This is a genomic window from Mesorhizobium sp. M0960 (genome assembly GCF_040319055.1).
Taxonomy (GTDB): domain Bacteria; phylum Pseudomonadota; class Alphaproteobacteria; order Rhizobiales; family Rhizobiaceae; genus Mesorhizobium.
Map to the genome: position 1 here is coordinate 759,289 of NZ_JAMYNN010000001.1, position 21,469 is coordinate 780,757.

Genomic DNA, 21,469 nt, shown 5'->3' on the forward strand with positions numbered 1-21,469 from the left:
CGAGCTTCGAGCGGCCTGCCACCCGAAGCTCGAAGAGCGAAGGGTGGTGCGGATGAAGGGACTCGAACCCCCACGCCTTTCGGCACTGGAACCTAAATCCAGGGCGTCTACCAATTCCGCCACATCCGCATTGCCCGGCCAATCCCATGTAGCCATCATTCTGTCAATGTCAGAGCCCACATCGGCATCATTGGCCGGAATGCAAAGATGGTTGAAAATCAGCGTCGCCTGTGACAAAAGGCGTGTCGAATGTGACGGGACGCGACGATCCGCTTCTGCAGAATGTGATAAGAAGTAGGAAAAACAAAGACTTACTCACATTTTGGAGCGTATTTCTGGAGGATTTGTGCCGCGTTGGGCGGACAAATCGCCAAGTCCCGCACCAAAAGCCATTCCCGGCAAGATCATACCGGCAGGCTGTGAACGGCAGGGGCCGTTTGACGGCCTCATTGGTGGAAACAAAGGTTTTATGATGCAGGTCACCGAAACGCTCAACTCCGGTCTCAAGCGCGAGATCAAGATCACCGTGCCGGCCGGTGACATGGAAGCCAAGCTGATGGCGCGGCTCTCCGATGCCAGGAACAAGGTCCGCATCAACGGCTTCCGCCCCGGCAAGGTGCCGGTGCAGCATCTGCGCAAAGTCTATGGTAAATCGTTCATGGCCGAAGTGGTCAACGAGATCCTCAACGATTCGACCCGTTCGATCATCACCGGGCGCGGCGAAAAGGCTGCCATGCAGCCAGAAGTGATCATGACCGAGGACGAGAAGGAAGCCGAGAAGATCCTGGCTGGTGGCGCAGATTTCGAGTTCCGCCTGAACTACGAGGTCATTCCGCCGATCGAGATCAAGGATTTCTCCGACATCAAGGTGACGCGTCAGGTATTCGAAGTGCCTGATGAGGAGATCGATGAACAGGTCAAGCGTGTCGCCGAGTCGGCGCGCACTTATGAGCCGAAGACCGGCAAGGCCGCCGAGGGCGACCGCGTGACCCTCGATTATGTCGGCAAGATCGACGGCGAAGCCTTCGGCGGCGGCGCCGGCACCGATCAGCCGCTGGTGCTCGGCTCGAAGGAATTCATCCCTGGCTTCGAGGACCAGCTGGTCGGCAGCAAGGCCGGCGACGAGAAGCAGGTCACGGTTACCTTCCCGGAAAACTACCAGGCGGCGCATCTGGCCGGCAAGGAAGCCACTTTCGACGTGACCGTCAAGGAAGTGTCGAAGCCCGGCGAACTTGAGATCAACGACGAGATGGCCAAAAACCTCGGCCTGGAGTCGCTGGAGCGCCTGCGCGAGGTGGTGCGCGGTCAGATCGAAAATCAGTTCGGCTCGATGACGCGCCAGAAGGTCAAGCGCCAGTTGCTCGACCAGCTCGACGCCGCCTACTCGTTCGAGGCGCCGTCCAAGCTCGTCGAGGCCGAGTTCAACAACATCTGGAACCAGGTCAACCGCGATCTCGAAGCCGCCGGGCGCACCTTTGCCGACGAAGAGACGACGGAAGAGGAAGCGCGTGCCGAATATATGCGGCTTGCCGAGCGCCGCGTGCGTCTCGGCCTGGTTCTCGCCGAAATCGGCGAGAAGGCGGGCGTCACGGTGACGGACGAGGAATTGCAGCGCGGCCTGTTCGAGCAGGTGCGTCGCTATCCGGCCAACCAGCAGCAGGAGGCCTTCGAATTCTATCGCAACAATCCCGAAGCGCTGAATACGTTGCGCGCGCCGATGTTCGAAGAGAAGGTGGTCGACCATCTGCTTGGCCAGATCTCGGTCACCGACGTCAAGGTCAGCAAGGAAGAGCTGCTGGCCGACGACGAGGATACGGAGACGACCAAGGCCAAGCCGGCGAAGAAGGCGGCTGCGAAAAAAGCCGACACCAAGAAGGCCGACGACGACGCTGAAGAGCCCAAGAAGAAGGCTGCGCCGAAGAAAAAGGCCGCCAAGGACGCTGAATAACGTCCCTGCTGAATTCCAAAAGGCCGCCTTCTCGAGGCGGCCTTTTTCGTTGTGGCGCAGGCGCAACGGATTTCACGCATCTGGCGGTCGAGGTGGCGATACGAAGCTTTGATGATTATCTGCGCTGGGTTGCGGATCGCAGCGGTTGTTGGAGGCATCGTTGAGACAGTTCTTCGGTATCGGAAGCGTGGTCGCGGCGGCGTTCCTGCTTGCGTCGGTCTACGGCATCGCCCAGGCTGACACGGTTCTCGACAACTGGCGGTTCGACAAGACCAGCGACGGTCTGGTCACCGCCTCGCTTTACGCTACCAACAAGCTCATCACCGGCGGCGGCGCATTGAGCTACAGCCCGGTATTGACGATTGCCTGCCGGACCGCCGGCGAACCGCGTTGGAGCGAATGGCTGCAGCTGAGCGATACTGTTTCCGCCAGCCGAACCATCGCCATGTCGGTGACTGTCGACCAATCCGGCAAGCTCAACGAAAGCTGGTCGGTCGGCCCGCGCAGCAGGATGCTGGTGCGCGACGGTGCCGACGGCATCAGGCGACTGATTTCCGCGGACCGGCTGCTGCTGTCCTGGCGGTTCGGGCTGCTGTCGGGGCGCGGCAAAGCCGAGTTTGACCTCGCCGGAGTTGAAGAGGCGGTCGGCCGGATCGCCACCACCTGCAACACCAAATTGCCTTGAGCAGATTGTCCGCATGAAACCTTTGCATGGCCGAACTCTACCTGCCGGCCGGGTTCCGTGGTATGTAGGTGCCGCAACTCCAGGCAGTGGATATCCGTTCTGCCATTCAAGAGCGCATGCCAGCGGACTAGATGTCGGCCTGTGCAGGTCAGCCAGGGCAAATTGGCGATCAGGGAGGAAATGCCATGCGTGCCATTGTGTTTTTTATCATCATGTCGGTCGCGACCGTCATCGCCGGCCCCTCGTGGGCTCAGGATGCCGCGGCGGGTGAGAAGGTCTTCGCCAAATGCAAGGTCTGCCACGTCGCGGACAAGGATCAGAACAAGGTCGGTCCGTCGTTGAACGGCGTCATCGGCCGAACGGCCGGCACGCATCCGGGGTTCAGCTATTCCAAGGCGATGACCGAGGCCGGCAAGTCCGGCGTCAAATGGGACGAAGCCACACTGACGAGCTACCTTCGCGATCCCAAGGCGATGGTCAAAGGAACGAAGATGGCGTTTCCCGGCCTCAAGAAAGACGAGGACATCGTCAATGTCATTGCCTATCTGAAGCAATTCTCCAAATAACGCGGCTCTTCCGCCGGATCTTGGTATCGCAAACAGGTCGAGGCATAGCCTCGGCCGCAATCTGCCGGCAGTGTCGGTGGGGAGGGCGGCTTGTTGCAAAAAAGACATTGGCCGGCTAGGCTGCCGTTCCCATCGGTGGTCGTCTGAATGTCGACTGAAGAAAGCCGTCTCAAGGATACCGGCATCCGCCTCTCGGAGGCGACGGCGTGTGATTTCCTTGCGCTTTTGAAACCACGGGTCATGGCGCTTGCCGTGTTTACTGCGTTCGTCGGCCTGATGATGGCGCCCGGCGTAATGAATCCAGTTATCGCCGTAATCGCCATCGGCGCAATTGCGGTCGGAGCAGGAGCCGCCGGCGCGCTCAATATGTGGTACGACGCAGACATAGACGCCTTGATGTCTCGCACGTCCAAGCGACCAATTCCGTCAGGCCGCGTCACGCCTGGCGAAGCTCTCGGCTTCGGTCTGGTGCTTTCCGCACTGTCGGTCATGACGCTCGGCGTGCTGGTGGGGTGGCTTGCCGCATCGTTGTTGGCGTTCACTATCTTTTTCTATGTCGTTATCTACACAATGTGGCTGAAGCGCTCGACGCCACAAAATATCGTCATAGGCGGCGCGGCAGGCGCCCTTCCTCCAGTGATCGGGTGGGCGGCTGCAACCGGCGCAATCGGCATCGAAAGTGTCATTCTGTTTCTGATCATTTTCCTCTGGACGCCGCCTCATTTCTGGGCGCTGGCCCTTTTCAAGGTCGGCGACTATGCCGCGGCGGGCATCCCGATGATGCCGAATGTGGCCGGCCAGCACTCGACCAGAAAACAAATCTTCGCCTATTCGCTGGTCTTGGCGCCAATCGGCGTGCTTCCTTGGGCCTTCGGCTTCGCGAGCGGATACTACGGCACTGCTTCAGCAGCGTTGGGCGCAGGGTTCATTTGGCACGCCTGGAAGGTCCTCGTCGCCGACAAGGAGATGAAGCCGGCAAAGGCGCTGTTTGCGTATTCGATTGTCTATCTTTTCGCGATCTTCGCGGCGCTGCTTGCCGACACCATTGTAATGCGAGTGGTCGCGTCAGCCGGCTATTGAGCCCGGCTCAAAACATCACGTTGGCAGAGCACAAAATCCCAGCAACAGCAGAATAACGACGCCAAGGCCGAGTATGAGAACTGTCCTTCCATCCATGACCTTCACCTTCGTCTAGAAGAGCATATCGAAGAACGGCATCCAGAGCTAGTCGGGCTACCCGGGACCTCTTACCCCCGGGGGCCTTCGTACAAAGCGCGACAAGTCCCCCGCATGAGAGTATATTGATCATGGTGCAGGTCGCGGTTTGCGTGGCCAATCACGCAGAACGGCAGCACCGTAAAACGCGACCTTACCGGACCCGGTCTGGAGGAATGGTCATGGCAAGTTTTCACGTGATAGCAGGCGCCAACGAGACGCTGGAACACACCAGAATTCGAAAAATCGGTGTCTCCGATCTTTTTGATGCGCTCAGGCGTGGCGTCGATGATTTCATGGTCAAGCCGTCGCACATCGTTTTTCTCTGCCTGATCTACCCGCTTGCGGGGGTCGTGCTTGCCGTCTGGACATCAGGCAACAACACGCTGCCATTGTTGTTTCCGCTTGTGTCCGGCTTTGCGCTAATTGGTCCGTTCGCGGCGATCGGCCTCTATGAGATCAGCCGGCGACGGGAAGCCGGGCTCGATGCCTCGTGGAGGCACGCCTTTGAGGTCAGAAGTTCTCCGGCGCTGCCGGCTATTGCGGCGGTCGGCATCATGCTGCTTGCGATATTCATCGCCTGGCTTTTGACGGCCCAGATATTTTACCAGACCGTGTTCGGCCCGGCGCCGCCGCAATCGCTGTCCAGCTTCATCAGTGATATATTCGCCACGGGACGCGGCTGGACACTCATCATCCTGGGTCACGCCATCGGCTTTGTGTTCGCCGCGGTTGTGTTGTGCACCACGGTCGTCGCATTCCCGTTGTTGCTCGACCGCGATGTCGGCGCCTACGAAGCCATCCACACCTCGGTGCGCGTTGTCCTGGCCAACCCGATCGTGATGGCAGTGTGGGGCCTTATTGTCGCCGTCGCCTTGATCATCGGCTCGCTGCCAGTGTTCGCCGGGTTGGCGGTCGTGCTGCCGATCCTTGGTCATGCCACCTGGCATGTCTATCGGAAAGTTGTCGAATCGCCGCCGGCTACCAGACCGTGAGCTGAAAAACCTGTCCTCCGCACCGAGCGCCGGTGCGGGGAGGGTGGGGCAGAGCTTTCAATAGGCGGGGTGGCTGAAACGGGCCTGGCGCGCGTCTTTTGTCAGGTCGCGGAAATCCTTGCCGCTCACATGCACCAGCGTCCTATGGTCACCGCCCTCGAAATAGATTTCGGGAGCGTCGCCGAGGCTTTCATCGAGGACCACCGGCACATCATAGGCAGCGCCGATCGGCGGCACAGCGCCGACATCGCAATCGCCGAACAACGAGACCACCTCGTCTTCGGAGGCAAGTCCAAGAGGCTTGTCCATAACATCCTGCAATGTCGCGAGTTCTATCCTGTGCGTGCTTGGAACCACGGCCAGCGCGTAGCCACGGTCGTGGTGAACGACCACCGATTTGGCCATTATGCTGCCAGGCACATGTGCCGCAATGGCGGATTGTCTGCTTGTCGCCGTGCGGTGATGCTCGACGGTGTCGTAGGAAATGCCTTTCTTATCGATGAAGTCCTTCAGTCTGTTTGCGATGGTCATCTTGGGCGCCCCTTGCTGGTGTTCGCGACGCATGTGGAAACGCCGGCATCGCCTGTCGTTTCCGATACCAACAGAAATGGTCCAGCCGTAGATTGTTTCAAGGCGAAGGCTCCAGAACAGGACGGCCTGGATCCGGATTGCATGTCAGGGCCCGGCCCCGAAAAACGCCATTCGGGTGAGAAGGGTGTAGTCCGCTTCGAAGACCATCAGCGTCACGAATACCAGCACCAGCACCGGCGGCAGGATGATTGCATATGTCAGCGCCAGCCGTTCCCAGGCCATGTGCATGAAGATGGCGACGATCAGCCCTGCCTTGAGGATCATGAAGATCAGGATCAGCGACCATCTGAGATAGCCGTGGAGCCCGAAATAGTCGACCAGATAGGAGCAGGTGCTGAGGATGAACAGCCACGCCCAGACCACCAGGTAGAGCTTGATCGGGTGCTCCTGATGAACCTCCGTAGGGGTAACGCTGGTCGCCGTCGCATCATGCGTACGGGCGCTGTCGAGCGTGTGTTGTCCAAGGCCATTTGCGGTTGCTTCAGCCATGTCCTGCCTCTCACCAAAGATAGAAAAATGCGAAAATGAACACCCAGACCAGGTCGACGAAATGCCAGTAGAGCCCCATGATTTCGACGTTTTCGTAGCGGCCCCTCCGGCTGGTGAAGAAGCCGGGCCGTCCGACGTCGTAGTCCCCGCGCCAGACCTTTCGCGCCACGATGATCAGGAAAATCACCCCGATCGACACATGTGTGCCGTGGAAGCCGGTGATCATGAAAAAGGATGCGCCGAACTGTGCAGCGCCCCACGGATTGCCCCAAGGCCGCACGCCCTCGGTGATCAGCTTGGTCCATTCGAAGGCTTGCATGCCGACGAAGGTCGCGCCGAGTGCCGCGGTCAAAAGCATCAGGACTGCCGTCTTGCGGCGGTCGCGGCGGTAGCCGAAATTCACCGCCATGGCCATCGTTCCGCTGCTCGAGATCAGGACGAAGGTCATGATGGCGATAAGGATCAATGGAATGTCGGAGCCGCCGATGCGCAGGGCAAAGACCTCGCTCGGATTGGGCCACGGCACGCGTGTGGAGATACGGTCGGTCATGTAGGAGAGCAGGAAGCAGCCGAAGATGAACGTGTCGCTGAGCAGGAAGATCCACATCATGGCCTTGCCCCAAGACACGTTTTTGAACGCCCGCTGATCCGAGGACCAGTCGGCGGCGATGCCTTGCCAGCCTGCGGGCCGCGGCCCCGTTCGGCCGATGTGGGTCAGTGTCGTCTCAGCCATCCGCCCGTTCCTCCTAGGTCAGCAACCCTCGGCAAATGTCGATTAAAGTCGAAGCCCAGCCGGCCAGAAGAGCGAAGATGGCGAGCCAGACGAAAAGCAGGAAATGCCAGTACATGGCGCACAGCTCGACGCTCAGCCGAAGCCGCTGCGGCCGCGCACCGTTCCAGGCACCGACGGTCGTTCTGCCCAGGCCGACCAGCCCTCCCAGTATATGCAGCCCATGCATTCCCGTTAGCAGGTAGAAGAAGCTGTTGGCCGGATTGGACGCCAGAAAATAGCCATCCGCGCTCAGTTCCCGCCATGCCATAAGCTGTCCAACCAGGAAGGCGAGCGCCGTGAGTCCAGCGGTGGCGAGGCCGAGCCTGACCATGTCCACTTGACCCTTGCGCGCCGCGAGCGAAGCGCACTGCATGGCAATGCTGCTCAAGACCAGTACGCCGGTATTAAGCCAGAGCAGAGGCGGGATGGGCAGCGGCTGCCAATCCGACAGCGCCATGCGCATGAAGTAGGCACTGGTGAACAGCGCGAACAGGCAGCCGACGACGGCAAGGAAGACACCGAGACCGATCTTTGCGGTCGGAAGCGCCGATCGGTCCAGGGCGACAAAATCCCCGACCAAACCTTGCTCGAGCCACGGCCTCGTCATTAGCCGCTGATGCGAGAGCCACCACCCAGCAATGCCGGCGATCACGAGCAGGAAAACCAGAATGACGCTCATGCCGGCTCCCTGGAAGGTCCGAAGGAGCCCGGAACGTTTTGCGGTATGAAGTCCTCCTTGGCGCCCGGTACGCTGTAGTCATAGGCCCAGCGATAGACGATCGGCAGATCCTTGCCGAAATTGCCATGGCCCGGCGGTGTTTCGGCCGTCTGCCACTCGAGCGTCGTTGCCCGCCACGGATTGCCACCAGCCTCACGGCCATGGCGGATGCTCCAGATGAGATTGAACAGAAACACGATCTGGGCAAAACCGACGATAAAAGCCATGATGCTGATAAACGAGTTGAGGTGGTGGGCCGATTCCGTCATCACCGTCATATCGGTCAATTCGTTGTAGCGCCGCGGCACGCCCATCAAGCCGAGATAGTGCATGGGAAAGAAGATCAGATAGGCGCCAAGGAAGGTGACCCAGAAATGGAACCGGCCCAGCGTCTCGTTCAGCATCCGACCGGTGACCTTCGGATACCAGTGATAGATCGCGCCGAAGATTACGATGATCGGGGCGACCCCCATGACCATATGGAAATGGGCGACGACGAACATCGTGTCCGACAGCGGAACGTCGACGACGACATTGCCGAGGAATAGCCCAGTCAACCCGCCATTGACGAAGGTGACGATGAAGGCCAGGGCAAAAAGCATCGGTATGGTGAGGTGGATGTCGCCACGCCACAGCGTCAGCACCCAGTTGTAGACCTTGATGGCTGTCGGAACCGCGATGATCAATGTCGTGGTGGCGAAGAAAAAGCCGAAATAGGGATGCATGCCGCTGACATACATGTGGTGCGCCCAGACCACGAAGCTCAGTGCGCCAATGCCGACGATGGCCCAGACCATCATGCGGTAGCCGAAGATGTTCTTGCGCGCATGGGTGCTGATCAGGTCGGAGACGATGCCGAAGGCCGGAAGCGCCACGATGTAGACCTCAGGGTGGCCGAAGAACCAGAACAGATGCTGGAACAGGATCGGGCTGCCGCCGCCATGCTGCAATTGTTCGCCCATCTCGACGATCGCCGGCATGAAGAAGCTGGTGCCGAGCGCCCGGTCGAGCAGCATCATCACGCAGGCGACGAACAGTGCCGGGAAGGCGAGCAGCGCCATGACGGTGGCGGTGAAAATACCCCAGACGGTGAGCGGAAGGCGCATCAGTGTCATGCCGCGCGTGCGGCCCTGTAGCACCGTCACGACATAGTTCAAGCCGCCCATGGTGAAGCCGATGATGAACAGGATCAGCGAGACGAGCATCAGGATGATGCCCCAGTCCTGGCCGCCTGGCGTACCGGTCATGATCGCCTGCGGCGGATAGAGCGTCCAGCCGGCACCTGTCGGTCCGCCGGGGGCAAAGAAGCTCGACACGAGGACCAGCACGGCCAGGAGATAGATCCAGTAGCTCAGCATGTTGACATAGGGAAAGACCATGTCGCGAGCGCCAACCATCAGCGGGATCAGATAGTTGCCGAAGCCGCCCAGGAAGAGTGCGGTGAGCAGGTAGATCACCATGATCATGCCGTGCATGGTGATGAACTGGTAGTAGGCTTCCGGGGTGATGAAGTCGAACGTGCCGGGGAAGCCGAGCTGCAGCCGCATCAGCCAGGACAACACCAGCGCCACCATGCCGATCGCCGTCGCGGTCGCCGAATACTGGATGGCGATGACCTTGGCATCCTGCGAGAAAACGTATTTCGTCCACCAGCTGTGCGGATGGCAAAGTTCCATTTCCGCGACTTCGGCCGGCGGTACCGCATCTGCAGGTGTGATATCGACCATAGGAACACCTCCGTGCCCTTTTCGGCCATGCCCGACAGTTCGGGCCTGCCGCAATCTTTTCAATGCCGACGGCGCGCCGTCGTTCCGGCGTCTACTCTGCCGAGCCCATCTGTTGGGGCGCGGACAGCTGCGCAAAAGTCTGCTGCTGGCCAAGCCACGCCAGATAATCTTCCTGCGTATCGACCATGACCACGCCATGCATCATCGGATGCCCTTGGCCGCAGAGTTCGGCACACAGGACCTGGAAGGTTCCGGTCTTGGTCGGAGTGAACCAGAAATAGGTGACTGAGCCCGGGATCATGTCCATCTTGGCGCGGAATTCCGGCACGTAGAAATCGTGCAGCACATCGATCGAGCGGAGCAGCATCTTGACCGGTTTGCCAACCGGCAGATGCAGGTCGGCCGCTTCGACCACGACGTCGTCCTGGCCGTTGGCATCAGCGGCGATGACGCCGAGCGGATTTTCAGCGTTGACGTCGCGAGTGTCGGATGTGCCGAGCTTGCCGTCCTTGCCGGGCAGGCGGAAACTCCATTGCCATTGCTGGCCGACGACTTCGACCTCGGTTGCGTCGCTTGGGACGTTGACGAAGCGGCTCCAGACGAACAGGCCGGGAACCAGCAAAGCCGTGACACCGACGGCAGTGACGACTGTCAGCCAGGATTCGAGCCGCCTGTTCTCAGGTTCATATGCCGCCTGATTGCCTTCCCGATGACGGAAGCGGAAGACGCAATAGGCCATGAAAAGAACCACGGCGGCGAAGACGACGCCGGTGATCCAGAAAGTTATGATGATGGTGTTGTCGATATAGTCCCAGTTCGAGGCAATCGGCGTCCACCACCATGGGCTCAGGAAGTGGAACAACACCGAGCCCACGACGATCAGAACGAGTACAAGCGCAACGGCCATGTCCCGGTTCCTCCCGGTATTCCAAGCGGCGCAAAGCCGTCCCGGGAAATACCAAGTGCATCATAACTTGATTTGCGATGAAAATTCTAGAGCCGGCGGTGGGAAGGGCAAAAATACCATTTCTCGGTGCTGGCGGTCCTTCGGTTCGGCGGTGATCAGCGGTAGCGCGCGGCAAACATCGTCAGCGTCGAGTAAACGGCAATGGCGAGCATGCCGAATGTGCCCGGAACGGCGATCGTCGGGGATCGTCGCGCGCAGGGTTCGATCCCCTGCTCGACCGACAGCTCGACGAAGGGAGTGGAGCCCCTTTATTGGCCGGCAGATGTCACCCGCCAAACTGTGTTGCCGACGTCGTCGGCGATGAGCAGGGCCCCGGTTTTGTCGACGGCCAGGCCGACAGGCCGCCGCGCGCCTTGTTGTCCTTGTCCAAGAAGTCAGTCACCACGTCCTGTGCGGCGCCACTCGGATGGCCGCGGCTGAATGGTACGAACACCACCTTGTAGCCATTGAAGCGCGTGCGGTTCCAGCTCCCGTGCTCGCCAACGAAGGCGCCGGCGCGATACGCCTGGGGGAGGCTGGTTGCCGTGTAGAAGGCCAATCCCAGAGGGGCGACGTGGGAGCTCAGCGCATAATCCGGAACGATCGCTTTCGCGACCAGGTCCGGACGCTGGGGCATGACTCGGGGATCGAGATGCTGGCCGTAATAGCTGTATGGCCACCCGTAGAAGCCGCCGTCCTTTACCGACGTTAGATAATCCGGCACGAGATTGGGGCCGAGCTCGTCGCGCTCATTGATCACGGCCCAGAGCGCCCCGGTCTGCGGCTCCCAGCTCAGGCCATTCGGATTGCGCAAACCGCTGGCGAAAATGCGCGACCTGCCGGTAGCCCTGTCCACCTGCCAGATCGCGGCGCGGTCCTTCTCCGCCTCGATGCCGTTCTCGGCCACGTTGCTGTTCGAGCCGATGCCGACATAGAGCAGCGAGCCGTCCGGGCTTGCCACCAGGCTCTTCGTCCAATGGTGGTCGATCGGGCCGCCGGGCAGGGCGGTGAGCGGCGTTCCGGGCGCGGTGATCTTGGTGTCGCCGGTGGTGTAGGGATAGCGAACAATGGAATCAGTGTTGGCAACGTAGAGATCGCTTCCCACCAGCGCCACGCCGAAGGGCGAGCTCAGGTGGTCGAGGAAGACGCTGGTCAGCTCGGGCTTGCCATCGCCATCGGCGTCGCGCAGCAAGGTGATGCGGTTGCTTGGGCCGCTGTCGCCGCCCGAAGTGACCCACGATTCGATCCAGCCCATCACCAAATCCTTGGGCCGTTTGATCGGTTCGCCGCCCGGCGCCTTGGACTCGACCACCAGGACGTCGCCATTGGGCAGCACATAAAGTGAGCGCGGATGCTGCAAGCCGTTGGCAAAAGCCTGGATCTGCAGCCCCTGCGCGACTGTCGGCTTTTCGTCGTTCTTCCATCCTACCACGGAAGCGAGATGCATGGGCGGGAAGAAATATTGGATCGGCTCCGGCAGGTTTGGATTCGGCCCTATCTGACTGCTGGGATCCGGGTCGTTGCCGCTGCACGCTGCAAGAGTGATCGCCGCAGTGCAAGTAAGGATGGACGCCGCGATGCGCCCGGCCTGTCTGATGGAGCTTGCTACGCGCATCAATCCGCCACTCCGACGTGATGCCGGTACACCATGGACCAGCCCAGCCAACCAGTGAAGATGAGGATGAGCACGACAACCGCCGAGAGGATCAAGCCGGTGGGAACGATGGAGGTCCATGCATCGCGGGTGTGCACGAGCATGTTGATCACGGACAACACCAGCGCCAGCAGATTACCGAGCACGTGCGGCCAGGCAGGGGGCTGTGCCCTTATCAGCGGATTAGCCAGAAAATCGATCAACCCCACGATCGCTGCAAGGCAGCCCATGATCACGCCGACGGTAACCAGCCAAGCGGAGAAGTCCGCCCACATCATCTCCGCCGTTCGCCAATAGGCCAGATCCGTCAGCAGGGTGCCGACGAAGCAGGCGATCGGAAACGGCACTAGCATCGGATGAATGGGATGTCCCGCAATCCTGGCCGTCGAACGCGGATTGTCACCGACCATAATGCGCAATCCTTCTCAGTTCTCGTCCAACAACCCCCAATACGGCCTCCGGCAGCTGTTGCCGAGAGGCCGGCAGACGACACATCGATCCGTCAGGCCCAAAAAAGGGCGCTGGCTGGCTGCGCCTGCTAGGCGGCGGACTGGGTCGGAGGGTTCTGGTACATCATCCAGAGCTCGATCGCGGCCAGGACGGCGACCAGAATGCCGATCACGACATGCACGGTCATCGCCGTGGTCGCCTGGAATCCAAGCACCCAGGGCGATACGAGAACCCACAGTCCGACGACAAGGTTCACCCACTCTTCCCACACGGCAAATGCCGCGAGGGCGGCAATCGAAAGCACGACAATCAAGATTCCGCTGCCGAGGGCGTTCTGCGTCTGCGGGCCTGCCGCAAAGGCGAAGATCCAGGGAGAGAAGAACAGAATTGCCCCAAGGATCAGGTTGGCTACGTCACAGAGCCTGGCGTTTGTCCACTGGTTCATGGCATCCTCCATTGGGAGCGTTTGTGGCTCCCGAGTTCGGCAAGGTGGTGCCTGAGTCCGGCGAGATGCGCCCGAAGCCGCTCACTCCGTGTTACGGCAGTGCCCTTGCCCGGCCGGAGTTTCCGCATCTGGCGGTACTCCAGCCAAATCCGGCTATCTAACTGAATTCCGGGCTTTATGTTCCATTCGGCACCGGCACGCCTGGATCACTTGATGGTGATCGAGCGATCCAAAGCCGCAGTGGGCTTGGTCAGCGGCGACGTGCCAGCGGCGCGGACAGGCTCATTCTTTTCTCGATCCGGTGAAAACATTGGTCGTGGATCGCAGTTCTTGAGACGAGACGCTCTTGCTCGTCTTGATTGCCGCCGAAGCTTGTTTAAGAGACGACCGGTCCGGATTGACGCGCGATACTTTCGCTGCAAAGGTGTTTTAACGACTTGTTTACCATGCGTCAGTCAGGGTTGGGGGGAAATTGGAACCGTTTCTGGGGGCGAACCGCCTTAATTGGGATGATCGGGCCGAACTGCACTCGACCGACACAACGGGCAGCTACCACATCGAGAATGTGCTGGCAGGCGGATCCAATCTCTATGAATTGGAAACGCGCGAGGTCGGCGATATTGCGGGCAAGGATATCGTCCACCTGCAGTGTCACATCGGGCTTGACACGATCAGCCTGAAGAATCTCGGCGCAGGCAGCGTGACCGGCCTCGACTTTTCACCGACGGCGATCGCGGCGGCGCGGGATTTCGCTGCGAAGGCAGGCACCGACGTACGTTTCGTGGAAGCGCCCCTGTTCGAGGCCGTCGAAGCGCTCGGCCGGACCTTTGACATCGCTTACGTTACCTGGGGTTCGGTAAACTGGCTGGACGACGTGTTCCGCTGGGCGCGGGTGGTTGCCAGTCTCCTGCGACCCGGCGGCCGGCTCTACATGGCCGAGGGCCATCCATTGATGTTTCAGTGCGATCGAAAGGCCGCGGCCCTGGAGTTGAAGCACGACTGGCGAACGCCGATAGCTCGGCCGCTCGCCTGGAACGAGGAACTGACCTACACCGGCGACAATCGTATCTTGAAGCATCCTCGCTATTATGAGTGGATCCATCCGATCAGTGACGTGGTGAACGCGCTGATTTCAGCTGGTCTGACGCTCGATTTTCTCAATGAGCATGACACGGTTTCGTGGCAGCACTTTTCATTTGCAGTGCGGGCCGGCAAGGATATGTACGGCCTGCCAGAGAACTCTCCCAAGATACCGATGGCCTATTCCATTGGCGCGACGAAGCGGAGCGTCGGCAAGATACCATATCTTGTGTCTCACAAGTCGATTGAGGGCCACTAGCCCAAGGTCAACGCTCTTGACGTACTCGGGTCGGAGCATCGAGGTGTGCAATGGCGCTCGTGTCTGCGGTCTTCCGAGCAAGGCTGATCTCGTTTCATGTTGGTCCGCTTCATGCAGCCTGCCTTCAACATCGCGCGGGCGGTGGTGTCGATGTCGACATAACAGCCGGCGTCAGCCATCGGAAAATGCGAAATTTTTCAGGAGTGTGAAGGTCAAATTAAACATTGAACGCTAATATTCCTCATCGGGTCGACCCGAGAACCTGAAATGGCAATTGAGGAATCGCCTATTGGCTTTTTTCCGCGCTAGGTTCGGCGGCATTAAGGAGGCCGTCTTTTCGTCGGCAAATATTCCGGCGGCGATCGCGTTTGTCGTCATCCTTATCAGCGCAGCGTTCGCGGAGCACCAGAACAAGATCGTCTCGGACCAGGCCGTCCGTGCGGACGTGCTGACCAAGGTCAACCTCATCCGCGCCAAGCTCGAAGGCAATATCAACGGAAACCTTCAACTCGTGCATGGACTGGTCGCTGCGGTCGTAACCGAGCCCTATATGGGACAGCAACGCTTCGCTTCGCTGGCGAGTAATCTGTTTGGCGCGAACTCGCAATTGAACAATATTGCCGGCGCGCCCGATCTGGTCGTTTCCCTGATGTACCCGATGGAGGGTAACGAGCAGGCGATGGGCCTCGATTACCGCAAGAACGAGCGGCAGCGTGCGGCTGCGCTAAGGGCGCGAGACGAACGCAAGCTGGTGCTTGCCGGTCCCGTCGATCTGAAGCAGGGAGGACAAGGCTTTATCGGTCGCTTTCCGGTTTTCGTGCGGAGCGCGGGCAATACGGAAAGGTTCTGGGGCATCATTTCCGCCGTTGTCGACGTGCAGCGTCTCTATCGGGCGAGCGGGCTGCTTGACGACGATCTCGGGATTGACATAGCGCTGATCGGCAGGGACGCTCTCGGCCAAAATGGAGACCAATTCTACGGCAATGAGCGGATCGGCAAAAGCGATCCGGTGACGGCCGACGTTTTGCTCCCGTCCGGTTCGTGGCAGATCGCGGCCATTCCCAAAAATGGCTGGCCTTCGACGCCAAGTAACGCATGGTTGTTGCGCGCGATCATGGCGACGGCCGGGGCCTTGGTTGTGTTCCCCTTCCTGGTCACAGGTCGCCTGATCGGCGAAAGACAGCGCAATTATGCGGAATTGCGTCGATTGTCACGACGCCTGGAACTCGCTCTGGAGGCCTCGGCTATTGGGGTTTGGGAACACGATCTCGCGACCAACGAGCTTACGTGGGATGATCGCGTAAATGAAATATATGGCAAATCAACCGGGGAGCACCGGGGCTACATAGACTGGGCGGGTGCAATCCACCCAGATGATTTGGCTACCGCCAACGCAGATTTCGACAGCGCGGTGGCCAGCGGACGACCCTATTTGTCGGAGTACCGGATTGTGCGTCCGGATGGCGAGGTCCGTCATGTCCGGTCCAAGGCGATCGTTTACCGGGTCGCAAACAACACTCCAAAAATGATAGGCGCGGAATGGGACGTTACAGCCGATGTCCTGCTGAACCAGGATCTGGTTCGAGCAAAACAGCTGTCCGAGTCGAAAAATGCAGAACTCGAGTCGGCCAAAGCGCGCATAGAGCACATCGCGCTTCATGACTCGTTGACCGGCTTGCCCAACCGGCGTTACCTCGACCAGGTACTGGAAGATTACGCGGCAAACGCCAGGCGCTCAGGCGGGCATGCGGCACTGCTTCACATCGATCTGGATCGGTTCAAGCACATCAATGATACGCTGGGCCACGCCGCCGGTGACGCAATGTTGGTTCACGCGTCAACAGTCCTCAGATCGAAGGTCGGCGACGAGGGATTCGTCGCCCGCATCGGGGGAGACGAATTCATCGTTCTGTGCGTGGTGCGCGACGATACCAAGCAACTGGCGCTGCTCGCTGACCGCGTCATCAGCCAGATGCGCGAACCGGTCTACTACCAGGGCCATCGATGCCGTTTTGGTGTCAGCGTGGGAATCGCAGTCGACAACGGAAAAAATATCGAAGCCAAACACCTGCTGGTAAACGCCGATATCGCGCTTTACCGAGCAAAGAGGCGTGGGCGCAATCGATACGAATTCTTCACCGACGCGATGCAAAGCGAAATCGTCGATACAAAGCGGATTGCCGACGAAATTCTCGGCGGCCTTGAGCGCAACGAGTTCATCCCCTTCTACCAGCCCCAATTTGACGCAAAGACGCTCGAAATCGTGGGGGTTGAGGCGCTGGCGAGGTGGAGACATCCAGAAAAGGGTATTTTGGCGCCCGATGTCTTCCTGAGAATTGCGGAAGAACTGAATGTGGTCTCGATCATCGACCAAGCCATATTGAAGCAGTCGCTTTTGGACTTCAAAGAATGGTCCGCTGCGGGACTCCACATTCCGCGGGTATCGGTCAATGTTTCGGCGCGACGCCTTCAAGATGAGGAGCTCATCAAGAGCTTGCGAGAACAAAATATCGAAAAAGGGACAGTTTCATTCGAGCTTGTTGAGTCAATTTTCCTGGACGAGAACGACGACCTTGTCACCTGGAATATCGAGCAGATAAAAGAACTCGGGATTGACATCGAAATAGACGATTTTGGTACTGGTTACGCTTCGATAGTCAGTTTGCTCAAGTTGCAGCCTCGCCGGCTAAAGATAGATCGGCAGCTGGTCACCCCAATCGTCAAATCGCCGCAAAGAAGGCAGGTTGTCTCGTCAATCATTGACATCGGCAAGTCCTTGGGTATCGAGGTCGTGGCGGAAGGTGTCGAGACGATGCAGCACGCACGGATACTCAAAGGCCTGGGCTGCGACATGTTGCAGGGTTATGCCTTCGGCTACGCGCTCGATTCCGACGGACTAAAGGCCTTTGTTCGATCCCGGCGGCTGCGCACAGCCAGCTGAGCGCCAGTCCCCGCATTTACCGGCGCGATCGGCGTTGAGCGTCGCATCAATATGCGCGTGGCAGGCCAGGCCGGTAACAATAAGCCTCAAATAAGCAGCAGGCCCTTCATGCTGGAGTGGCCTTTCCTGCCGATGATGATGTGATCGTGAACGGCAATGCCAAGCGGTTTGGCCGTCTCGATGATCAGCTTGGTCATCTCGATGTCGGCGCGCGACGGCGTCGGATCGCCCGATGGATGGTTGTGAGCCAGAATAATCGCCGTCGCCGAGAGCTCCAAGGCGCGCCTGACCACCTCGCGCGGATAGACCGGCGTGTGGTCAACGGTGCCGACCTGCTGCACTTCGTCGGCGATCAGTGCGTTCTTCTTGTCGAGGAACAGGATGCGGAACTGCTCCCGCTCCTCGAAGGCCATGACCGACCGGCAGTATTCGAGAACCTGCGTCCAGGTCGACAAAAGCTCGCGGCCGGCGATCTCGCCGCGCGCCATGCGCTGCGCCGTTGCGGCAACCACCTTCAGGTCGAGCGCCACCGCCGGGCCGATGCCCTTCACCTCCTGCAGGCGCTCGACGGGCGCGCCGAGGACCTCGGCCAATGTACCGAAGCGTGCCAGCAATGCCTTGGCGACCGGCTTGGTGTCGGCGCGCGGGATCAGCCGAAACAATAGAAGCTCGAGCAGTTCGTAGTCGGGGAGGGTGTTGGGGCCGGCAGCAAAGCGTTCGCGCAGGCGGTCGCGATGGCCGAGATAATGCGGCTTGTCGGCGGCCACCGCCTTCGCGGGCGATCGCACCGGCCTTTCGGGAAAGAAGGCCCGCTCGTCGTCGTCACCGTTCATGGCTGCCCCACCCAGCATTTGCCGGGCAAGGTAACGCCCGATCTGCCAGACACTAGGCCCGCAGGCCGGGGCGGTCGAGGTTTTTTGGCGATAGCGTGAAGATCTCGCAGCCGGTTTCGGTGACGCCGATCGTGTGCTCGTACTGCGCCGACAGCGAACGATCGCGCGTCACCGCGGTCCAGCCGTCCGACAGCACTTTCACATGCGGCCGGCCGAGATTGATCATCGGCTCGACGGTGAAGATCATGCCCGGCCGCATCTCGACGCCTTCGCTGGCGCTGCCGTAATGCAGGATATTCGGCGCGTCGTGAAACAGCCGGCCGACCCCATGGCCGCAGAAATCGCGCACCACCGAGCAACGCTCGGCTTCGGCGTAGGTCTGGATGGCGGCGCCGATGGCGCCGGTGCGGGCGCCCGGCTTGATTGCCGCGATGCCGCGCATCAGGCACTCATACGTGACTTCGAGTAGCCGCTCCGCGGCACGCTTGATCGTGCCCACTGGATACATGCGCGAGGAGTCGCCATGCCAGCCGTCGAGGATATAGGTGACGTCGATGTTGACGATGTCGCCGTCCTTCAACGGCTTGTTATCGGGTATGCCGTGACAGACGACGTGGTTGATCGAGGTGCAGGATGATTTCGTGTAGCCGCGGTAGTTGAGCGTCGCCGGAAGCGCGCCATGGTCCATGCCAAATTCGAAAACGAAACGATCGATCGCCTCGGTGGTGACGCCGGGCGCCACCATCGTCACCAGGTCGTCGAGGCAGCGCGCGGTGAGATCGCAAGCCTTGCGCATGCCGATAAAGCCTTCCTCGTCGTAAAGACGGATCTGGCCGGTGTTTCTGAGCGGTGCCGCGGCGGCGTCGAGATAGGTGACCATTTTTATCCGTCTTGCAGAGATGCGAGGCTGGATGAGCCTCGGCGAGAGAAATCTCCCCAGATTTGGCACTGGAAAGCGCAAGGTTCAAGGACGAACTGCCGGCGAACGGCCGAAGACCAGCGATATATTCACGCCTGAGGCATTCTCCTTGCCTGGAGCGGCCCATGCTTCGCCGGGTTCATTGGCTACCGCAGTGACGACACATTTCTAGGCGAGAAGTCGGCCCAAGCACTAAGCCGCTACGGCAACTTTTTGCAACGAACGGCGTCGCTGCGGGGGCGTCGGTTCGGGAGAGATCGCATGGACAGACTGCAATTCGAGGTGCCGGTGCGGATCGCGCCTGTGCCCGGCCAGCCGGTCGAGGAAATCTACAGTGTCGAGCAGGCGCTCGATTTCCTGCAAACGTGGCCGGTCCGCCGGAAGGGGCCAACCTACCAGGCCGCGTTCAACGCCTGTTTTGGTGCCACGGTGGACATCGTCGAGACCGAGGACGCATGGCGGGCCTTCATGGCCTTTTGCCGGGTGAGCGGCCTGCTGGCCAGGGACATGATGGTTCCGCGCAAGCGCGGCGGCGAGGCGAGGGGACTGCGGGCGTAGGGAGCCGTCGACATAATCTTCAATTTGTCTGGCAGCCTTTGCCGACATCCTCATCAGAGTGGTGGTCCGGCAAGGTTACGCAGCGCGTTAGCGATGGCATGTGCTAAGTACTTGAGGTCTCTGGTACGCCCAAGGGGAATCGAACCCCTGTTACCGCCGTGAAAGGGCGGTGTCCTGACCGCTAGACGATGGGCGCGCTCAGATGTGAGCGCTTATAGTTGCGTCGCGACAAACCGGCAACCCGTCTGCTGCCGGCTGCGACAACTTTTTTCCTTTGGCTCCAAACCGCGTCTTTCCGACAGCCAAGCTGGTTTTTGCGGCATGATGCAACGCCGCCGAAGGGCCTTCAGTGGCGGAAGAACCTCGCCCTAGCCGCGCCTGCGGCAGCGCCAGTTCCAGTCGCGCTCCGGTCCGACATCGACGTGGACGGATTCGGTGTGGCAGTAGGTGCCGACGCCGCCGCGGCCCGGCATGGTGCGGATATAGCTCGCCAGTTCCCATTTTGAGACGCCGGGAACCTGGATGTCGGCGGCGGCGCAGTACATGTGCAGCGAGTTCTTGGCACCGTTGGCGCGACGGTTGCGGGCCGGATCGCGATAGCCGGAGGTAACCGTCATCTTGCGGCCGTAGTGGCCTTCGATCGTCTTCAGCACGCGAACCAGCGACGGCTTCAAGCAGGCGACATCGACGCTTTCGTTCTGTTTCAGGAGACCGTTGGGTGCCAGCCGGGCGAGGCCGGCGGCGGAGGCGACCTGGTAGGCGCCACCCGAACCTTCGTCTTCGTTGAGGTCGACATCACTCTCGTCGTCGAGGCCGGATTTGCGCTTGATCTCGAACAGTGCCGTCTGGCGCACGCCGGGCAGCGCATCGGCCGTGAAGTGGCTGGTATCGCCGGCCGATGCCAACTGCACCGGCTTTTCAGCCGGGTTGGCCGAGGCCAGGGTGACGGTGGGCTTTGCCGCGGGCGTCGCCTTGGCCTGCAAGACCGCTGGCTGCCCGCCCGATCTGCTGTTGGCCGGCGATGCCGCCGAAGCAGGCGTAGCGCTGAACAGCGAGGCCAGGAAGTTTTTCTTCGGTGCATAGGCCTGTGGCTGCGGCATCTCGCCGGCGGTCACATAGACCGGGTTGTTCATCGCCGGCGCGGCGGCCTTGGCATCGGGCTTCGATGCGCCGGCATCGGCGGCGGCACTGTTCTGCGCAACAGCGTTGGCCTGTTCAGCCGCCTCGGCGTTTGGTTGCAGCGGTTGCGGCGAATGTCCCGCGATCGTCTCGGCCGCCGTGGGAACGGCGATCGGGAAGCCGGCATCGGACTTGGCCCCTGGCTTGGCCATTGGCACATAGGCGACCTGCTCGGGAAGGTTGGCGTCGCCCTCTGCATTCATCGTCATTTGTGCGGTTGTCATCTGCGACGATGAGGCGGCCGTGCTGGCCTGGGGCGCACCGGCGGCCGTGCTGATTTCGGTGGCCGAGGCATTATAGCCTGGCATGCCGACCGACATGGTCGGGTCGCCGGCAGAGGTGCAGGACGCCAGAAGCACCGAGAAAAGCGCCGCCACAATGGCGCGGCTTTCTCCCTTCGCGAGGCGCGATCCTGCTGATCTCAAAACAAAATTCCCCCTCGATATCCGACCGGTTCGTCATTGGCGCGGCGTCGAAACGTCTCGTCGAAATGACCCTT

Annotated in this window: 19 protein-coding genes, 2 tRNA genes and 1 pseudogene; 8 read left to right on the top strand and 14 right to left on the bottom strand. The window is 60.4% G+C overall.

Going from position 1 to position 21,469, the window contains the following annotated elements:
- Positions 1 to 44 precede the first annotated feature (44 nt).
- Positions 45 to 129: transfer RNA gene (locus tag NKH63_RS03800), tRNA-Leu, on the bottom strand.
- A gap of 343 nt (positions 130 to 472) precedes the next feature.
- Between NKH63_RS03800 and tig the strand changes: the two genes are divergently transcribed.
- From tig to NKH63_RS03825, 5 genes are all read left to right on the top strand, one after another.
- Complete coding sequence (tig, locus tag NKH63_RS03805) at positions 473 to 1,948, top strand: trigger factor (RefSeq protein ID WP_352482299.1); 1,476 nt, start codon at positions 473 to 475, stop codon at positions 1,946 to 1,948.
- Positions 1,949 to 2,108: 160 nt separating this feature from the next.
- Entirely contained in the window at positions 2,109 to 2,633 is a 525-nt protein-coding gene (locus NKH63_RS03810; RefSeq protein ID WP_352482143.1) for a hypothetical protein, read from the top strand.
- 212 nt (positions 2,634 to 2,845) lie between these two features.
- Entirely contained in the window at positions 2,846 to 3,199 is a 354-nt protein-coding gene (locus NKH63_RS03815; protein ID WP_502896297.1) for a c-type cytochrome, read from the top strand.
- A gap of 147 nt (positions 3,200 to 3,346) precedes the next feature.
- Positions 3,347 to 4,279, top strand: coding sequence for a heme o synthase (locus tag NKH63_RS03820; RefSeq protein WP_023720168.1), 933 nt, complete (start codon positions 3,347 to 3,349; stop codon positions 4,277 to 4,279).
- Between the two features lie 317 nt (positions 4,280 to 4,596).
- Positions 4,597 to 5,409 (top strand): DUF2189 domain-containing protein, encoded by an 813-nt coding sequence (locus tag NKH63_RS03825; RefSeq protein ID WP_352482145.1) that lies wholly within the window; start codon positions 4,597 to 4,599, stop codon positions 5,407 to 5,409.
- Positions 5,410 to 5,466: 57 nt separating this feature from the next.
- Here NKH63_RS03825 and NKH63_RS03830 read toward each other — a convergent pair whose 3' ends face one another.
- From NKH63_RS03830 to NKH63_RS03870, 9 genes and pseudogenes are all read right to left on the bottom strand, one after another.
- Positions 5,467 to 5,940, bottom strand: a complete 474-nt coding sequence (locus NKH63_RS03830) for an aminoacyl-tRNA deacylase (protein WP_023720166.1) — start codon at positions 5,938 to 5,940, stop codon at positions 5,467 to 5,469.
- A gap of 144 nt (positions 5,941 to 6,084) precedes the next feature.
- Positions 6,085 to 6,489, bottom strand: a complete 405-nt coding sequence (locus NKH63_RS03835; protein WP_023720165.1) for a cytochrome C oxidase subunit IV family protein — start codon at positions 6,487 to 6,489, stop codon at positions 6,085 to 6,087.
- 10 nt (positions 6,490 to 6,499) lie between these two features.
- Positions 6,500 to 7,222 (bottom strand): heme-copper oxidase subunit III family protein, encoded by a 723-nt coding sequence (locus tag NKH63_RS03840; RefSeq protein WP_352482147.1) that lies wholly within the window; start codon positions 7,220 to 7,222, stop codon positions 6,500 to 6,502.
- A 13-nt stretch (positions 7,223 to 7,235) separates the two neighbouring features.
- Positions 7,236 to 7,940, bottom strand: a complete 705-nt coding sequence (locus NKH63_RS03845) for a cytochrome c oxidase subunit 3 (protein ID WP_352482148.1) — start codon at positions 7,938 to 7,940, stop codon at positions 7,236 to 7,238.
- Complete coding sequence (gene ctaD / locus NKH63_RS03850; RefSeq protein WP_352917641.1) at positions 7,937 to 9,706, bottom strand: cytochrome c oxidase subunit I; 1,770 nt, start codon at positions 9,704 to 9,706, stop codon at positions 7,937 to 7,939. Before ctaD ends, NKH63_RS03845 begins: the two co-directional genes overlap by 4 nt.
- Before the next feature lie 91 nt (positions 9,707 to 9,797).
- Positions 9,798 to 10,613 carry a cytochrome c oxidase subunit II gene (gene coxB, locus NKH63_RS03855; RefSeq protein WP_023720162.1) on the bottom strand — a complete coding sequence of 272 codons (816 nt, stop codon included), beginning with the start codon at positions 10,611 to 10,613 and terminating at the stop codon, positions 9,798 to 9,800.
- Between the two features lie 308 nt (positions 10,614 to 10,921).
- Positions 10,922 to 12,267: pseudogene (locus NKH63_RS03860) on the bottom strand (PQQ-dependent sugar dehydrogenase).
- The gene (locus tag NKH63_RS03865) at positions 12,267 to 12,716 is read right to left on the bottom strand and encodes a DUF2231 domain-containing protein (protein WP_023720160.1); all 450 of its coding nucleotides are present in this window, start codon (positions 12,714 to 12,716) and stop codon (positions 12,267 to 12,269) included. The pseudogene NKH63_RS03860 and the gene NKH63_RS03865 overlap by 1 nt, the downstream one beginning before the upstream one ends.
- A gap of 128 nt (positions 12,717 to 12,844) precedes the next feature.
- Positions 12,845 to 13,201 (bottom strand): SPW repeat protein, encoded by a 357-nt coding sequence (locus tag NKH63_RS03870; protein ID WP_051409696.1) that lies wholly within the window; start codon positions 13,199 to 13,201, stop codon positions 12,845 to 12,847.
- A 472-nt stretch (positions 13,202 to 13,673) separates the two neighbouring features.
- Between NKH63_RS03870 and NKH63_RS03875 the strand changes: the two genes are divergently transcribed.
- Complete coding sequence (locus NKH63_RS03875; RefSeq protein WP_352482151.1) at positions 13,674 to 14,540, top strand: class I SAM-dependent methyltransferase; 867 nt, start codon at positions 13,674 to 13,676, stop codon at positions 14,538 to 14,540.
- A 361-nt stretch (positions 14,541 to 14,901) separates the two neighbouring features.
- Entirely contained in the window at positions 14,902 to 17,481 is a 2,580-nt protein-coding gene (locus NKH63_RS03880) for a bifunctional diguanylate cyclase/phosphodiesterase (RefSeq protein WP_352482301.1), read from the top strand.
- Between the two features lie 86 nt (positions 17,482 to 17,567).
- Here NKH63_RS03880 and radC read toward each other — a convergent pair whose 3' ends face one another.
- Both radC and map read right to left on the bottom strand, forming a co-directional pair.
- Positions 17,568 to 18,314: a RadC family protein gene (gene radC, locus NKH63_RS03885; protein ID WP_023720155.1), complete on the bottom strand. Its 747-nt coding sequence runs from the start codon at positions 18,312 to 18,314 to the stop codon at positions 17,568 to 17,570.
- 52 nt (positions 18,315 to 18,366) lie between these two features.
- Positions 18,367 to 19,194: a type I methionyl aminopeptidase gene (map, locus tag NKH63_RS03890; protein ID WP_352482152.1), complete on the bottom strand. Its 828-nt coding sequence runs from the start codon at positions 19,192 to 19,194 to the stop codon at positions 18,367 to 18,369.
- 300 nt (positions 19,195 to 19,494) lie between these two features.
- Here map and NKH63_RS03895 point away from each other — a divergent pair, with 300 nt between their 5' ends.
- The gene (locus NKH63_RS03895) at positions 19,495 to 19,791 is read left to right on the top strand and encodes a DUF982 domain-containing protein (protein ID WP_023678889.1); all 297 of its coding nucleotides are present in this window, start codon (positions 19,495 to 19,497) and stop codon (positions 19,789 to 19,791) included.
- A gap of 121 nt (positions 19,792 to 19,912) precedes the next feature.
- On the opposite strand, the gene NKH63_RS03900 is transcribed toward NKH63_RS03895, so the two are convergent.
- Positions 19,913 to 19,987, bottom strand: a tRNA-Glu gene (locus tag NKH63_RS03900).
- Positions 19,988 to 20,159: 172 nt separating this feature from the next.
- Positions 20,160 to 21,347 carry a YcbK family protein gene (locus NKH63_RS03905; protein ID WP_352917642.1) on the bottom strand — a complete coding sequence of 396 codons (1,188 nt, stop codon included), beginning with the start codon at positions 21,345 to 21,347 and terminating at the stop codon, positions 20,160 to 20,162.
- Positions 21,348 to 21,469: the final 122 nt, after the last annotated feature.

What these genes read in the sequence shown, in the direction of transcription:
- tig (WP_352482299.1), top strand. Translation starts at nt 473, where the DNA reads ATGCAGGTCACCGAAACGCTCAACTCCGGTCTCAAGCGCGAGATCAAG.
- NKH63_RS03815 (WP_502896297.1), top strand. Translation starts at nt 2,846, where the DNA reads ATGTCGGTCGCGACCGTCATCGCCGGCCCCTCGTGGGCTCAGGATGCC.
- NKH63_RS03820 (WP_023720168.1), top strand. Translation starts at nt 3,347, where the DNA reads ATGTCGACTGAAGAAAGCCGTCTCAAGGATACCGGCATCCGCCTCTCG.
- NKH63_RS03825 (WP_352482145.1), top strand. Translation starts at nt 4,597, where the DNA reads ATGGCAAGTTTTCACGTGATAGCAGGCGCCAACGAGACGCTGGAACAC.
- NKH63_RS03830 (WP_023720166.1), bottom strand. Translation starts at nt 5,940, where the DNA reads ATGACCATCGCAAACAGACTGAAGGACTTCATCGATAAGAAAGGCATT.
- NKH63_RS03835 (WP_023720165.1), bottom strand. Translation starts at nt 6,489, where the DNA reads ATGGCTGAAGCAACCGCAAATGGCCTTGGACAACACACGCTCGACAGC.
- NKH63_RS03840 (WP_352482147.1), bottom strand. Translation starts at nt 7,222, where the DNA reads ATGGCTGAGACGACACTGACCCACATCGGCCGAACGGGGCCGCGGCCC.
- NKH63_RS03845 (WP_352482148.1), bottom strand. Translation starts at nt 7,940, where the DNA reads ATGAGCGTCATTCTGGTTTTCCTGCTCGTGATCGCCGGCATTGCTGGG.
- ctaD (WP_352917641.1), bottom strand. Translation starts at nt 9,706, where the DNA reads ATGGTCGATATCACACCTGCAGATGCGGTACCGCCGGCCGAAGTCGCG.
- coxB (WP_023720162.1), bottom strand. Translation starts at nt 10,613, where the DNA reads ATGGCCGTTGCGCTTGTACTCGTTCTGATCGTCGTGGGCTCGGTGTTG.
- NKH63_RS03865 (WP_023720160.1), bottom strand. Translation starts at nt 12,716, where the DNA reads ATGGTCGGTGACAATCCGCGTTCGACGGCCAGGATTGCGGGACATCCC.
- NKH63_RS03870 (WP_051409696.1), bottom strand. Translation starts at nt 13,201, where the DNA reads ATGAACCAGTGGACAAACGCCAGGCTCTGTGACGTAGCCAACCTGATC.
- radC (WP_023720155.1), bottom strand. Translation starts at nt 18,314, where the DNA reads ATGAACGGTGACGACGACGAGCGGGCCTTCTTTCCCGAAAGGCCGGTG.
- map (WP_352482152.1), bottom strand. Translation starts at nt 19,194, where the DNA reads ATGGTCACCTATCTCGACGCCGCCGCGGCACCGCTCAGAAACACCGGC.
- NKH63_RS03895 (WP_023678889.1), top strand. Translation starts at nt 19,495, where the DNA reads ATGGACAGACTGCAATTCGAGGTGCCGGTGCGGATCGCGCCTGTGCCC.